Origin of the sequence: Halobaculum magnesiiphilum (assembly GCF_019823105.1) — an archaeon.
In the GTDB taxonomy this organism is placed as follows: domain Archaea; phylum Halobacteriota; class Halobacteria; order Halobacteriales; family Haloferacaceae; genus Halobaculum; species Halobaculum magnesiiphilum.
Genome location: NZ_CP081958.1, coordinates 936,102 through 950,048, shown reverse-complemented (window position 1 = coordinate 950,048; position 13,947 = coordinate 936,102). Strand labels below are relative to the sequence as shown.

Genomic DNA, 13,947 nt, shown 5'->3' with positions numbered 1-13,947 from the left:
GAGCCGCCGTCGCTCGCGCCCGGGCCCGGCCGGACTCGGCTGGCGGGCCGGGGCGTCCCCGGGCGGTATCGTTACAATGGTCGACCGTACAGAGAGGGGTAATGACAGACGCGGTACTCCGCGGCGACGACCTGACCGTCGACCGCGGCGGCGATCGCGTTCTCGACTCGGTCTCGATCTCGGTTCCGAGCGACGCGCGGCTGTTGGTTCGGGGGCCGAGCGGCGCGGGTAAGACGACGCTGTTCAACGTGCTCGGGCTCCTGGAGCCGCCGACGGGCGGGACGCTGTACGTGAACGGCGAGGCAACCGCCTCGCTCGGCGAGCGCGCACGCGCCCGGATCCGACGGGACACGATCGGGTTCGTGTTTCAGGACTTCCAGCTCGTTCCGGATCTCACCGCCAGGGAGAACGCCGCGGTCCCGCAGGACCACCGGGGCGAGCGCGACGAGGCGTGGCTCGATCGACTCTTCGAGGCGCTGCAGATCACCGACCTCGCCGGACAGTACCCGGCGACGCTCAGCGGCGGCGAGAAACAGCGCGTCGCCATCGCCCGGGCGCTCGCGAACCGCCCTGCCGTCGTGCTCGCCGACGAGCCGACCGGCCAGCTCGACCCCGACACGGCCGAGCGCGTGCTCGATCTGCTGTTGACGGTTCGGGCCGACGCGGACACCGCCCTCGTCGTGATCAGCCACGACCCCCGCCTGACGGACCGCTTCGACGACTGCCTCCGCCTCGCTGACGGGGAACTCACACCGGTGTGACGCGGGATCGTTCACGTCCCGGCGAACCGAAACCCCGGGAACCGACCTCCGGCGACCCGACCGCGCCCGACCCGCACGGAGCCGGTGTGCCGACGGGACGGATCGCCCGCCGCCGAGCGAGTGACTCCTGATGCGCGACGCCGGGCTGCTCCGTCGGTGGTCGCGGCGGGACTGGCTCAGCGCCGCGGTCGTGACGGTCACGACCGCCTTCCTCGTCGGGACGGCGCTGCTGCTGTTGTCGGCGGGTGCCTACACCGCGACGCTCGACGGGGACCTGGCGACGTCCGCGACCGTCTCGTACGAGGGATCGGCGACGGGCGGCTCCGCCGCCGCGGACGACCGGATCGCGGTCACCGTCGCCACCGCGACCGTCGACGGCGTCGAGACGCGGGTCGTCGGGGTCGGGTCGTCGACGCCGGCGGTCGTCCCCGGCGCCTCCGTCGCCTGGAAGGACGCGCGGATCCCCCAGCCGCGGGAGTCGACGGCCGTCGGCCCGGTCGCGTACACCCACACCGTCCGGTTCGTCGGGGCCGACGCGACCGTCGAACGGCGCGTCGCCCCGCCCGAGAACGAGACGGTGCTCCCGGCGCGGTGGTACGCCGCGGACCCGTCGCTCGCGGACGAACTGGGAACCGACGGCCGGTTCGTGTTCGACCCGAACGGCGACGCGAACGGCTACGGCGGGGGCGTCGCCCTCGTCGGCGCGCTGCCGTTCCTGCTGCTCGGGATCGAGGACGTGCTCGCGATCCTCTCGCTCGCGGGCGTCGCGGGCGCGGTCGTGGTAGTCGTGGTCGTGTACAACGTCACCCAGATGACCCTCGTCGACCGGCGGCGAACGATCCGGGTGCTCAGGTCCACGGGGATCGATCCGGTCCGGCTCGGGGCGCTCATCGCCGGACGGGCGACGGCGATCGCCGCGACCGGCGTGGTCGCCGGCGCGGTCCTCGGGACTCTCGCTCCCCGGGTGCTCGTGTTCGGTGCGCGCGCGCTCGGGGTCCCCGTCTCGCTGCCGACCGGCGTGACTCCAGAACGGGCCGCCGCGGTGCTCGCGATCGGCGCGCTCCTGGCGCTCGCGGGCGCGCTCGCCGGCGTTGTGACGGCCGTGTCGGCGATCCGCACCCCGCCCGGATCCACGGGGGCCGTCCGGGAGCCGACCCGCGACCCCCGCGTCGACGGGGGCGACTCCTCGGGCGATCCTGACGGGATCCGCACCCGCCTCGCCCGAGCGTCGTCGAGAATCCGGGCGGCGGTCGCGTCCGGTGCGGCGGCCGTACCGTCGCCGACCATCCTCGACTGGCGGACGGCCGTGCCGACGACGGCGACGCTGACGGTCTTCGTCGTGATCGTCGTCGTCGTCTCCGGGCTGGTCGGCGCGCTCGCGCCGATAACGTCCCAGTCCACCGGCACCGTCTCGGAGTCGGGCGCGCTCCACCCGCTGAACAGTCGGATCGACGCCGGGTACGCGGACGCGCTCCGCGAACAGGGTGTCGCCGCGAGCCCCGAGATCATCGCCGCGCAGGCGCACCACGGGCAACCGTACCTGCTCCGGGGGGCCAACTTCACGGCCTTCGCCCGCGTCACCGGGGCGGAGATAACGCGGGGCCGACCGCCGGACGGTCCGGGGGAGGCCGTCATCGGCGCCGGCCTGGCGCGCACGCTCGGGGTCGATCACGGGGACGAGATCACGATCGGGGGGAGCGTCTCCCCGCTGGTGGACCGCGTCGAGATCGTCGGCGTCTACGCGGCCTCGGGCGCGATCGACGACCAGTTGATCGTCCCGCGCGAGACGATCGCGCCCGGCGCGGTCGGCGGCGGCGATCAGGTCCACGTGATCAGGACCGAGGGCCTCGGCGCCGACGGGCTCGGAAACGCGACCGATCCCGGCCCGCAGCTGATCGTGACCCGACTGAGCGCGCCGGATTCGGTCGACGTGGGCGAGTCCGCGCGGATCGCGGTGGAGCTTCGAAACGTGGGCGAGGAGGCGGGGTCGAGACGGCTGGAGGTCCGCGTCGGCAACGAGACGCGCTCCCGGCGGGTCGAGCTCGACGCGGGCGAGACGACGACCGTGACGCTCTCGGAGCGACGAACCCGGACGGGGACGTATTCAGTCGTCGCCGGGCCGTTCGAGCGGACGGTCCGGGTGACCAGTGAGACGGCGCTCACGCTCCCGCCGGAGTTCCCGGACGCTGCTCCCCCCAGGGCGACCCTGCTGGTTCCGGCGACGACCGAGAACGGAACGCCGGTCGAGGGTGCCCGCGTGACGTTCGACGGAACGCCGATACCGGTCTCTCAGGAGGGGGTCGCGACGGTGCCGCTCCCGGAGGAGCCGGGGGAGTACCCGATCCGCGTGACCGCGCCCGATCAGGAGCCGGTGACGACGACGATCACCGTCACACCCTCGGCCGAACGGGAGATCGGCGCGCGCGTGACCGTGGAGCCGTCCTCCGGGAGTCCGACGACCCGCCCGAACGTGTCGGTGTACGTCGCGAACCCGTGGGGGACCACCATGGAACGGAACCTGACGCTTCTCACCCCCGGCGGCGCCGAACGGCGGCAGGTCGAGTTGCGCCCCGGCAACGTCTCGCGGATCCGTGTCGGCGCCGAGGAGGTCGGGTTCGACGGCGGGGCCGAGCCGGGGACGTACACCTTCCGGCTGCTCGTCGACGGCGACCTCGCCGCGACCGATCGATACACCGTTTCCGGGTCCCCGAGCGGGGGAGCGTCGCTGCCGGAGGGTGCCGGCGCGTACGCCGGCGGGACGGGGATCGGGACCGTGATCAGGCAGGTGTTCGGCAACGTGCAGGTGTTGTTCGCCGGGATGGTCCTCCTCGCGGGCGTGAGCACGGCGAGCGGAACCGTCGCGACGTTCGCGCGGGCGGTGCAGGCGCGGCGGCGGACGATCGGCGTCTACCGCGCGACCGGGATGACGCCGACCCGGCTGATCCGGGTGTTGGTTCGCGACGCCGCGCTCGTCGCGACGCCGGCCGCGGTGGGCGCGACGGCGATCGCGTCCCTCCTCGTGGCCGTGTTGCGCGCGCTCGACGTACTCGTGGCGTTCGGCATCCGGATCGACCCCGAGATCGCGAGCCCGGCGATCCTGATCGCGGTCCTCGGCAGCATCGTCCTCGCGGCGTGCAGCGTTTGTCTCGCGGCGGTGCCGATCCTCCGGGCGCCGCCGGCCGGGCTGACGAGCCGCGACTCGTGAGCGACCGTTCGGGAATCCGACACCGGCGTCGGGGCCGAGAAATAGGAACGACATACCGCCGAATACAGGACCTGAGAATCGCGATCTCGACCGATCGTTTTTCGAACGAACGTATCAGCCTATCCAAAGTTTTTATGAGAGAAGGGTGAAGTTACCAAACAAATGAATCAGTCGGGGCTCTCGCGTCGGGTCGGAATCGTCCTTGTAACCGTCGCGCTGGTGCTTTCACCCGTCGTCGCGCCGGTTTCGGGAGCGCTGCCCGGCGGCGCCCCCGGCGCGGAAACCGGGTCGTCACCCTCGGTCGACGTGCCGACACGAAACCTCGGCCCGCCGTCGGACGGCGGTGTCGCCGACATCAACGCCTCGTCCGACGAGGTGTACGGCTCCGGCGGCAACGTCTCCGTGTGGGCACGCTCGCCGCTGGCGCTCAACGTCGACGAGGAGGAGTACGCCGACGGCAGCGACGTGGAGACGTACCTCGATATCCCGACGATATCCGTCTCTGCTGGGGACGGTTTGACTCCCTCCAACAGGGAACAGATCAGCGTGTACGAGGAGGGGAAGACGATCACTGCCAAGCTCGATGAGTCGTTCGCCGGCGGCGGCGACCTCGACGGACAGGACATCCAGTACGTCGCCGTCAGGCTCGGACCCGACGATCAGGACGTGGACTCTGTCGACGACATCGCCGCGTTGATCAACGGCAGCGCGGACGTGAACGGTCGGATCGTCGGGGAGAACTCGTCGTTCGGTGGCTTCGAGACCGTCCGGTTCACGCCAGACGAGTCCGGGCAGTACGCGCTGTTCGCGGTCGCCAAGGAGAACAACGCCGACCCCGGCGTCGTCGGACCGGATGCGGACGACCCGGCCGGCGAACTCTCGGTCGAGGGGAACGTGACGGTCGTCGGCGCGGACTTCCTCGCGGTGCGCGAGGGTGACGCCGACGCGACCGTCGACGTGACGGCCGGCGGCACCGGCGGCAACGTCACCTTCGACGCGAACACGACGAGTTCGTTCGCGGGCGACGACGTCGTCCATACCGCGCTCGTCATCGACGAAGACGAACTGTCGAAGCAGAGCATCGAACTCGTCGTCGACTCGGCGGACGGCACCGTCGAGGTGGAATCGAGCATCGAGGACGCGCAGGGCGTCGTCCGGACCCGCCCCGGCATCGACGGCGTCACGGTTCCCTCGATCGCCGGGATCGAACTCGCGAACGGCACGGAGATCAACAGCACCGAGGCGCTGTTCGCGGCGATCCGGAACGAGAGCGACCGCGTCACGTTCACGCTGACGGACGACACGACGATCAACGCGTCCGCGACCGCCGTCAGCGACGGCCCCGAGACGACGCTCGACGTCGGGACGCTCCAGTCGTGGCCCAGCCAGGACTACACGTACCTGTACACGGCCACCTCCGAGTCGGACGGCCGGACGGTCGCCAAGCGGGGATCGGTGAGCCTCAAGGAGGGCGTCCAGTTGTCGATCGACGCGAACGACACGACCGTCCAACAGGGCAAGCCCGTCGAGTTCACCGTCACCCGCGACGACACCGACGACCCGACGAACGCCACGCTCACCGTGGACGGACCGGAGGGCGTCCGTACGGTCTCGACGGATTCGGACGGTACAGCCGTCTTCACCTTCGGATCGGTCGGAGCGTACACCGTGACCGCGTCGAAGGCCGAAACGGAGACGACCGAGTTCCTCGAGGATTCCGTCACGGTCGACGTGAAAGAAGAGATCGAGGAGGCGTACGTCACCGACTTCACGCTTTCACCGAACAAGACCGGGACGAACGAGAACGTCACGGTCACGGCGACCGTCAAGAACCCCGGCGCGGCTCAAGGCGAGACGCTGGAACTGTACGTCGACGGAGAGAACGTGCAGACGAAGCACATCGAACTCGCGGCGGGCGAGACGAGAACGGTCGAGTTCGACCGTCCGCTCTCGTTCGACACCGAGGGCGTCCGGGAGATCTCCGTCGACAGGCTCCCGGCGAAGCGGCTCGAGATCGACGACGAGGCGTTCACCGAGCGCTTCAGCCTCTCCCGGAACTCGATATTCGTCGGCCAGTCGGTGACGGTCCGGGCGACGGTCACCAACCCCGGCGACCTGGCGGAGGGTGAGACCCTCGAGCTGAACGTCGACGGCGTGGTCGTCGAGACGAAGCACATCGAACTCGACGCGGGAGAGACGAGGACCGTAGTGTTCACCCGCAGGTTCCGTTCCGCCGGGACACGCTCCATCGCCGTGGACAACTTGGACGCCAAGACGCTGAACGTCCGGCGTCGTCCGTCGCCGGATCCGGACCCGGATCCGGACCCGGATCCGGACCCGGACCCCGATCCGGGAGAGGGTGAGGGGCCGCCCGACGACGTGCCGGGATCCGACGTGACGGACACCGACACCGGGGCGACTGTCATCGTCGACCGTGTCCGCGAGGGCGACGTCGTCGGCGTCGAGCTCGGGAACCGGACCGCCTCGAACGGGACCGGGTTGACCGGGCTCGAGATGCGGGTCGGGGGGAACACCTCCTCGTTCCGCGTGAACGTCACGCCCCCGCAGGCCGAACCGCCGACCGACGTGCCGCCCGTGAACGAGACGACCGACGGGGCGACCGCGATCAGCTACTTCACCGCGACGCCCGACCGGGAGACGACACCCCAGTTCGACGGGGTGAACTACACGTTCAGCGTCGCCGACTCCGACCTCCCCGAGGGAGTCTCCGAGGACCAGGTCACCCTGCTTCGCTACAACGAGACGCAGGGCAGGTGGAACGCCCTCCCGACGGAGGCGCTCGGCAACGGGACCTACCGCGCACGCTCGCCGGGCTTCTCCGCGTACGCGATCGGCGTCCGGAGCGCGGACGCAGGGGAGCAACCGCGCTTTACCATCGACGAGACCAGCATCGAGTCACGAGAGCTGACCGCCGGCGAGGAGACCACGGTCACCGCGACTATCGGCAACGACGGGAACGCCAGCGGGACGTTCACCGCGAACCTCTCGGTGGACGGGCAGGTGATCGACACGCGCGAGGTGACCGTCGACGCCGGGGAAACGGAGTCGATCGAGTTCACCGTCGGCTTCGACGAGCCGGGGACGTACGACGTGGCCGTCAACGACGAGCCCGTCGCCTCGGTGACCGTTCAGGAGGCCCAGCAGGACACCGCGACCCCGCCGTCCGACGACGGCCCGACGCCGGGCACGCCGATCGACGAGCCGGCCGGCATCCCGCTGTGGCTCTCGCTGGGACTGCTCGCGCTGTTCGTCGTCATCGCCGGGTTCGCCGTCTACCGCGCGCGGACCGGTTCCGGATCGAACCCGCTCGACGACGAGGAGTAACGCGCTCCTCGCAAGCGGGTCGGTCGCGTTTTCTGGAGGCTTGCCGGGACAGCCGGGAGGCTCCGCCGAGTTCTCGACACTATCTTCTCTCGAACTCATATTTGATAAAATGACAGTGTCCCTTTTCAGTCGCATCGGCGTTCCGGCGGTATGGACGGAAGCGGGGCAGCCGAAACGCGGGCGGACATCGCGCTGTTGGCGCTTCCGGCGGTGGCGATGCTGGCGGTGTATCCGCTTCCCGAGCCGGTGAAACGGTCGTTCGCGCTCACGTATACGGACCCGACCCTCGTGACCGCCTTCACCGCCCACTACGTTCACCTCGGGGCCGAACACCTGATCGCGAACCTGATCGCGTACCTGCTGGTCGTGGGGGTGGCGTATCAACTCGCGAGAATCCAACGGTCGCTCCCGCAGTTCAGGGTGCTGTTCGTCGCGACGCTGGTCGCCGTCCCGTTCGCGTTGTCGGGACTCAACGTCGCGTTGGTCCGCCCGCGCGTGGGGTTCGGCTTCTCCGGGGTCCTCGCAGGGTTCTTCGGTGTGCTCTCGCTCACGCTGTCGGGGTACGTGCGCCGGGCGCTGCGCGTCGATCTGGCGCGGGGGTGGGACTCGCTGCCGTACTTCGCCGACCTCTCGCTCATCGGGCTCGTGCTGGTATGGCGCGCGCCCGGAACGTGGGTCGTGGCGGTGGCCGCCGGAGTCGTCACCGCCGCGTATGCCGGTCGCCTGTACACGAACCTCCGGCGCACCGAGTCGCTGTGGCACGACTGGGTGTCGCGACCGGGGTACGCGGAGCTTGGCGTGCTGGGCGGGGCGCTCGTCCTCGCGTTCCCGCTCCTCGCGTTCCCGCCCTCGACCGGCGGCGACGGCTCTGTGGTGAACTTCTACGCGCACTTCCTCGGGTTCAGTCTCACGGCGATCGCGGGCTACCTCCTCCCGCCGATCGACGGGGTCGAGACGCCGGTCCCGGCGGCCTGATCGGCCGTCGTCGGTGCCACGGCACCGACACGTTAGTAAGCGCCGGGGCAGACGGTTCGTGTACAGATGACGACACGCCGGCGCGCACGGTTCCTTCGCGCACAGATGGCGTGGATGCTGGGGGCCACACTGGTGCTCGTCCTGCTGGAGTCGCTCAGCCTCGAGCTCGCGTTCGTCGTGTCGCTGATCGGGTTCCTCGTCGTCACCGAGCTGACGGCTCCGTTCGCCGTCACCCCCGATTGGCGTCGGCGACTCGTGTGGATCATCGCGCTCGGCCTCGCAGTGTTCGGGTACGTGGTGATCCGTCGGATCCTCGCGATCCTGCCGCCGGGGGTGATCTGACGTGCGCGTGGGGCCGATCGCGGTGGACTACCCCCGCGCGCTTCTGGCGGGGCTCGTCGCCGTCCTCGTCGTCGCCGTGGCGTTCGCCGGCGGGACCTCCGCGGCCGCGTTCGGGTCGTACAACCCCGCGTGGGACGGCGCCTCACAGCTCCGAGCGGTGGGCGAGGACGCCGGCGCCGAGGTGACGGTGCTCACGAACGCCTCGGAGTACGAGGGCGTCGACCCCGACGGCACCGTCGCGGTCGTCCTCTCGCCGGACCGCCCCTACACCGCGGCCGAGCGCGACCGCCTGCGGCGGTTCGTCGAGCGCGGCGGCACGCTGGTCGTCGCCGAGGACTTCGGCGACCACGGGAACGCGATGCTGGCCGGAACGGGGTCGTCGCTCCGGGTCGACGGCCGGACGCTCCGGGACGAGCGCGAGTACTACCGGTCGCCCGCGCTGCCGGTCGCCCCGACCGTCGCAGAGCACCCGCTGACGGCCGGCGTCGACCGACTGACGCTCAACTACGGCACGACGGTCGTGCCCGCGTCGTCGGCGAACGCCTCGACCGTCGCGGGGACGAACGCGACGGTGCTCGCGAACTCCTCGCGGTTCTCGTACCTCGACGGCGACGGCGACGCCGAACTCGACGACGACGAGCGACTGCGCGCGCGCCCCGTCGCGGCGGTCGAGCCCGTCGGCGACGGGCGGGTTGTCGTCGTCTCCGACCCGAGCGCGTTCATCAACGCCATGCTGGAACGACCGAACAACCGACGGTTCGCAGCGGCGGTGTTCGGGGCACACGACCGCGTCCTGCTCGATTACTCTCACACGGCGGGCCAGCCGCCGCTTGCCGCCCTCGCGCTCGCGCTGCGAAAGTCGTCGCTCGCGACGGCGCTCGTCGGCGCCGGACTGCTCGCGGGCGTCGGTCTCTGGACCCGGCGTCCGTGGGCCGGACGTTCGTTGGCTACGCTGCCGTGGATCGGGCGTCGAGGGGACGACTGGAACCGGAACGAACCGGAAGCCACGGAGCCTGCCGATCCCGAGTCGTCCGTCGACGAGGGGACGTACGCGGCGTCGCTCGCGACGCTGCACCCCGATTGGGACGCCGCCCGGATCGGGCGCGTAATGACAGCGGTTTTACCCCGCGACACCGAGGATTCCGAGGATGAGTGATGCCGCCGACGCTCCGGCCGCGGTGTACGAGGCGATCCGCGAGGAGGCCGGTCGCGTGCTTATCGGCAACGAGGACGTGATCGAGGGGATCACGATCTCGTTGCTGACGCGGGGACACGTGCTGCTCGAAGGGGTACCCGGCGTCGCGAAGACGACGATCGCCAACCTCGTCGCGAGATCGACCGGGCTGGAGTTCACCAGACTCCAGATGACGCCGGATCTGCTTCCGGCCGACATCACGGGATCGCACGTCTACCGCGAGAACACCGGCACCTTCGAGCTGAACAAGGGACCCGTGTTCGCAAACCTCGTCGTCGCCGACGAGATCAACCGCGCGACGCCCAAGACCCAGTCGGCGCTGCTGGAGGCGATGCAGGAGCGCAGCGTCACGATCGAGGGACAGACGCTCTCGCTGCCGGACCCGTTCATCGTCATCGCGACGCAGAACCCGATCGAAATGGAGGGCGTGTTCGAGCTTCCGGAGGCCCAGCGGGACCGCTTCCAGTTCAAGCTTCGCGTCGACCTCCCCGACCGGGACGACGAGCGGGAGCTGTTCGACCGGTTCGACGAGGACCCCGATCTGGGGCCCGAACACGTCGAGCGCGTCGTCGACGACGAGCAACTGCGTGCCGCCCGCGAGGCGGTCACGGGAATCCACGTCTCCGACGGCGTTCGCGAGTACGTCCTCGACATCGTCGCGCGGACCCGCGAGGACGCGGACATCGAGTACGGCGCCTCGCCGCGCGCGACGCTCGCGTTCCTCAACGGCGGGAAGGCGCGGGCGGCGATCCACGGCCGCGACTACGTGATCCCCGACGACGTGAAGGCGCTCGCCGAACCGATCCTGGTCCACAGGCTGCTGTTGTCGACGGAGGCCGAGATCGGCGAGGAGTCCGTCGAGGACGTGGTCGACCGGATCCTCGGGGCGGTCGAGCCGCCCACGGGGACGGCGCCGAGCGCCCAAGCGACCGAGTAGTCGGCGCCCGGCGGCCCAGCTCGTCACCGTCGTGACTCCGGCTCCGAGTTCCGTGACGCGGTCCGTCTCCACTAGCTTCGTTCCGAATCCGAGCCGACAGGATCGCCGTCCCCCGCGCCGTCGTCGGTCGCGTCGCCATCGCTCGCGCTCTCATCGCGTCCGTCACCGCCGACAGCGTTCACATCCCAGCGGCAGGTAACCGTGTAGCTCCCCTCTCCCGGGGCGACCTCGGCCGACACCGGAACGCCGAGCCCGACGGCGAGGCCGACCGCGAGCGTCGACGCGACGGGGTCGTCGAAGTCGCTTCCGTCCCCGAGCGCGCCCCCGACCACCTCGAAGGAGGCGCGGCCCTCCGCGGGGTCGACGGCCGTCGTCACCGACGAGGCGAGCTCGAACGCCTCGACGACCGCCTCGGCGAGTTCGTCGCCGAGACGGCCGGGGACCGACGCCGGTTCGCCCGTCGCCGACCGCTCGAACTCGCGGTACAGCGGCGCGCCGGTCGGCGTCAGCGACAGCCCTCGTTCGGCGTCCGACCCGGTGACGACGAGGGTGTTCCCCGAGAGCGTCTCCGCGTCCGGGAGGTCGTAGTCGTCACGCTCCGGGACGAACAGGCGGGCGGTGTCGGGCCCGTCGACGGGGACGTACACCCGATCGGAGCGGAGTCCGAGTTCCGCCGCCAGCGACGCCTCGTTGCCCGCCAACGCCTCGTACACGCGCCCGACGACGGACGCCGAGACGAACCGTTCGGGCGTCAGATACCGGGTGAGGACGCCCCCGAAGACGCCGATCGCGGCGACGACGACGAGCACCTCCCTGACCGACGGAAACGCCGCCGCCCCGGCGAGCGCCGCCGCGCCGACGCCGACGAGCGCGGCCGCAGCACGCCGGTGTTCGGTCCGACGCTGCCGTTCGTACGCGCGACGGAGCCGCCGGTTCTCCGCTTCGAGCAGATCCACGCGGGCCCGCAGCGTCCGCCCGTCGCGGTCGTCGTCCTGCTCGCCGCCGCGTTCGTCGTCGGTCGCTCCGGCGGACGCCCCGTTCTCCTTCGGTACGGTCCCGTCCGCGTCGCCGCTCATCGGTCTCCCCCCGGCTCGTCGACGGCGTCGGCGACGAGCCCCAGCGCGACGAGTTCGAAGCGGTGGAGCCCGTAGCTCCCCAGCGCGGCCGCCGCGAGCAGCGTCGCGGCGACGGGCCACAGTCCGTCGGTTCCGCTCGCTGCGATCACGACGACCGCGGCGAGACCGACGGCGACGAGCCACGCGACCGCGGCGTCGGATAGCCGCGCACGGTCGGCGATCGGCATCGCGATCAGCGGCGCGAGCGCGGTCTCGAACGCGAGGAGGGTGACCGGGTCGATCGCGGTGCCCACGCCGCCGGCGCCGAACACGACGACCGCCGCCAGATGTGCGACGAGGATCGCCGTGCCGGGGCCGACCACCACCGCGACGGCGGCGACGGCGAGGCCCGCCGGAGCGGTGATCGGCCCCGCGATCAACCCGAACGCCGCCGCAAGCGTCGCCGCCGCGAGTGCAGGCAGCGCCAGCGAACGGTCGGGCGTCGCCTCCGAATTTACCATACCTGGGGTATCGACGGCTGGCTAAAGAAGTGACTGCTTTCGGACTACTTCGACGCCATCGGGTCGGGGGGCTCGACACGGCCGACGCGTCGAGCGCGGCTCACCGCCGCTGGCGACGCCCAGCCGCGAGCAGCCGGTCGAGGCGGTCGCCCGGGCCGACCTCGAAGGCGGTGACGCGCGTGATCCCGTCGAGGGTCCGCCTGAACCGTTCGAACTCGAGGTACCGCTCGTAGGCCGTCTCCGGGTCCGCCGGGTCGTCGGCGTCGAAGAGGACCCGCGGCGCGACGAACACGAGCGCGTGGGCGCCGCCGCGGGTCGCGAGGCGCACGGCTTCTAGCAGCCGGTCGCGGTCGGCGTCGTCGGTCACGATCACCGACAGCGCCGTGCTCCCCACGTCAGCGCGGGCGCGCTCGACGGCGCCGAACAGCGCGTCGCCCCGGAGCCGGCGGACGTACGAGTCGCGGGCCTCGAGGAACGGTCGAACCCGCTCGGCGAACGGCGTGTCGTCGGTCAGCCGATCCGCGCGTGCGGCCGCCGCGGCGGGACGAACCTGCGCGTGTCCGGCAGTCTCCGCGTGCGCAGTAGTGGGAACTGCGGCGCCGACGCCGTCGCTGGCGGCCGATTCTCCGTCGTTCGCGACCGTTCGGGTCCCCTCCGTCGGCGTCAGTTCGCGGAGGTGTGCCCGGATCCGGTCGTAGCCGGCGCTCGCGCTCGTCGCGTCGAAGCGGCCGGTGATCCCGTCGTCCCCGACGGTTCGACAGCCCACGGGGTCCGACAGCGCCTCCGCCCCGTCGACGAAGCCGAGGGCGACCTCGCGGAGGTACGCGAACAGCGTCGCCCCCGCGGGCCCGAGATCGGTTCGGGCACGGTGATCGAGGATCACCACGGTCCGACGGTCGGACTCGGGCTCGAACTCGCGGACGTAGATCTGCCCGTGACGCGCGGTCGCCTTCCAGTCGATGCGATCGGCGGCGTCGCCCGGCTGGTACTCTCTCAGCTCCTCCGGGGTGATCCCGCCGCCGCTTCGTCCGCCGGGATGGTCGCCGTACGACAGCGCTTCCCCGCCGGCGCCGACGTGGAGGTCGGACGGGGTTCGGGGGTCGGCGCGGACGGTCGGCTTCGATGCCCGGGTGAGCGATTCGTCGAACAGGTCGTCGAGCGATCGGACCGTCACCGTCGCCGACGGGAAGTCGAACCGTCCGGCGGTCCGGAACGAACACGAGAACGTGCTCGCCGCCTCGCGCTCGCCCGCCGGGATCTCGAGGGTCCGTTCGGCCCGGCTCGCACCGGTCGCCCCCACGGGCAGCGGGACGGTGACGGAAACCGGAGCCGGCGCGGGATCGGGCCCCTCGAACCGCGCCGAGACGGTGACCCGAACGGGCTCGTCGACGGCCACCGCCGCACGCGCCGTCGACACCGACACCGTCAGGCGATCGTCGACAGCGCGGAACGCGCGCACCGCGCTCGCCTGCCGGCCGATGAGCCACGCGGCGAGCGGGACCCCGGCGACCACGAGCAGCGGCCGGTCGGCGAACGCGCCCAAGGCGACGATCGCCGCGCCAGCGATCGCCGTCCCCCACGTCCGCCGCCGGGCGTGCATATCCGGTTCGT

The 13,947-nt window shown here is 71.3% G+C and carries 10 protein-coding genes; 7 read left to right on the top strand and 3 right to left on the bottom strand.

Features of this window, described 5'->3' with window-relative positions:
* Window positions 1–101 precede the first annotated feature (101 nt).
* The 7 genes from K6T50_RS04760 to K6T50_RS04730 all read left to right on the top strand — a co-directional run bounded on the left by K6T50_RS04760 (window position 102) and on the right by K6T50_RS04730 (window position 10,760).
* Window positions 102–761: an ABC transporter ATP-binding protein gene (locus tag K6T50_RS04760; protein ID WP_222608256.1), complete on the top strand. Its 660-nt coding sequence runs from the start codon at window positions 102–104 to the stop codon at window positions 759–761.
* 130 nt (window positions 762–891) lie between these two features.
* The gene (locus K6T50_RS04755; RefSeq protein ID WP_222608255.1) at window positions 892–3,966 is read left to right on the top strand and encodes an FtsX-like permease family protein; all 3,075 of its coding nucleotides are present in this window, start codon (window positions 892–894) and stop codon (window positions 3,964–3,966) included.
* A gap of 162 nt (window positions 3,967–4,128) precedes the next feature.
* Window positions 4,129–7,311, top strand: a complete 3,183-nt coding sequence (locus K6T50_RS04750; protein ID WP_222608254.1) for a CARDB domain-containing protein — start codon at window positions 4,129–4,131, stop codon at window positions 7,309–7,311.
* A gap of 150 nt (window positions 7,312–7,461) precedes the next feature.
* Window positions 7,462–8,286 carry a hypothetical protein gene (locus tag K6T50_RS04745; protein WP_222608253.1) on the top strand — a complete coding sequence of 275 codons (825 nt, stop codon included), beginning with the start codon at window positions 7,462–7,464 and terminating at the stop codon, window positions 8,284–8,286.
* Between the two features lie 66 nt (window positions 8,287–8,352).
* The gene (locus K6T50_RS04740) at window positions 8,353–8,628 is read left to right on the top strand and encodes a DUF8044 family membrane protein (protein WP_222608252.1); all 276 of its coding nucleotides are present in this window, start codon (window positions 8,353–8,355) and stop codon (window positions 8,626–8,628) included.
* Between the two features lies 1 nt (window position 8,629).
* Window positions 8,630–9,784, top strand: a complete 1,155-nt coding sequence (locus tag K6T50_RS04735) for a DUF4350 domain-containing protein (RefSeq protein ID WP_222608251.1) — start codon at window positions 8,630–8,632, stop codon at window positions 9,782–9,784.
* A complete protein-coding gene (locus K6T50_RS04730; RefSeq protein ID WP_222608250.1) occupies window positions 9,777–10,760 on the top strand; it encodes an AAA family ATPase in 984 nt (327 codons plus the stop codon). Before K6T50_RS04735 ends, K6T50_RS04730 begins: the two co-directional genes overlap by 8 nt.
* Window positions 10,761–10,831: 71 nt before the next feature.
* Here K6T50_RS04730 and K6T50_RS04725 read toward each other — a convergent pair whose 3' ends face one another.
* The 3 genes from K6T50_RS04725 to K6T50_RS04715 all read right to left on the bottom strand — a co-directional run bounded on the left by K6T50_RS04725 (window position 10,832) and on the right by K6T50_RS04715 (window position 13,936).
* Window positions 10,832–11,836, bottom strand: a complete 1,005-nt coding sequence (locus K6T50_RS04725; RefSeq protein WP_222608249.1) for a DUF7982 domain-containing protein — start codon at window positions 11,834–11,836, stop codon at window positions 10,832–10,834.
* Window positions 11,833–12,336 (bottom strand): DUF8163 family membrane protein, encoded by a 504-nt coding sequence (locus K6T50_RS04720; RefSeq protein WP_222608248.1) that lies wholly within the window; start codon window positions 12,334–12,336, stop codon window positions 11,833–11,835. Before K6T50_RS04720 ends, K6T50_RS04725 begins: the two co-directional genes overlap by 4 nt.
* Window positions 12,337–12,436: 100 nt before the next feature.
* Window positions 12,437–13,936: a DUF58 domain-containing protein gene (locus tag K6T50_RS04715; RefSeq protein ID WP_222608247.1), complete on the bottom strand. Its 1,500-nt coding sequence runs from the start codon at window positions 13,934–13,936 to the stop codon at window positions 12,437–12,439.
* Window positions 13,937–13,947 lie beyond the last annotated feature (11 nt).

Bases quoted from the DNA above. Each gene is read 5' to 3' on its own strand.
- K6T50_RS04715 (WP_222608247.1), bottom strand. From the start codon at position 13,936: ATGCACGCCCGGCGGCGGACGTGGGGGACGGCGATCGCTGGCGCGGCG.
- K6T50_RS04720 (WP_222608248.1), bottom strand. From the start codon at position 12,336: ATGGTAAATTCGGAGGCGACGCCCGACCGTTCGCTGGCGCTGCCTGCA.
- K6T50_RS04730 (WP_222608250.1), top strand. From the start codon at position 9,777: ATGAGTGATGCCGCCGACGCTCCGGCCGCGGTGTACGAGGCGATCCGC.
- K6T50_RS04745 (WP_222608253.1), top strand. From the start codon at position 7,462: ATGGACGGAAGCGGGGCAGCCGAAACGCGGGCGGACATCGCGCTGTTG.
- K6T50_RS04725 (WP_222608249.1), bottom strand. From the start codon at position 11,836: ATGAGCGGCGACGCGGACGGGACCGTACCGAAGGAGAACGGGGCGTCC.
- K6T50_RS04740 (WP_222608252.1), top strand. From the start codon at position 8,353: ATGACGACACGCCGGCGCGCACGGTTCCTTCGCGCACAGATGGCGTGG.
- K6T50_RS04750 (WP_222608254.1), top strand. From the start codon at position 4,129: ATGAATCAGTCGGGGCTCTCGCGTCGGGTCGGAATCGTCCTTGTAACC.
- K6T50_RS04760 (WP_222608256.1), top strand. From the start codon at position 102: ATGACAGACGCGGTACTCCGCGGCGACGACCTGACCGTCGACCGCGGC.
- K6T50_RS04755 (WP_222608255.1), top strand. From the start codon at position 892: ATGCGCGACGCCGGGCTGCTCCGTCGGTGGTCGCGGCGGGACTGGCTC.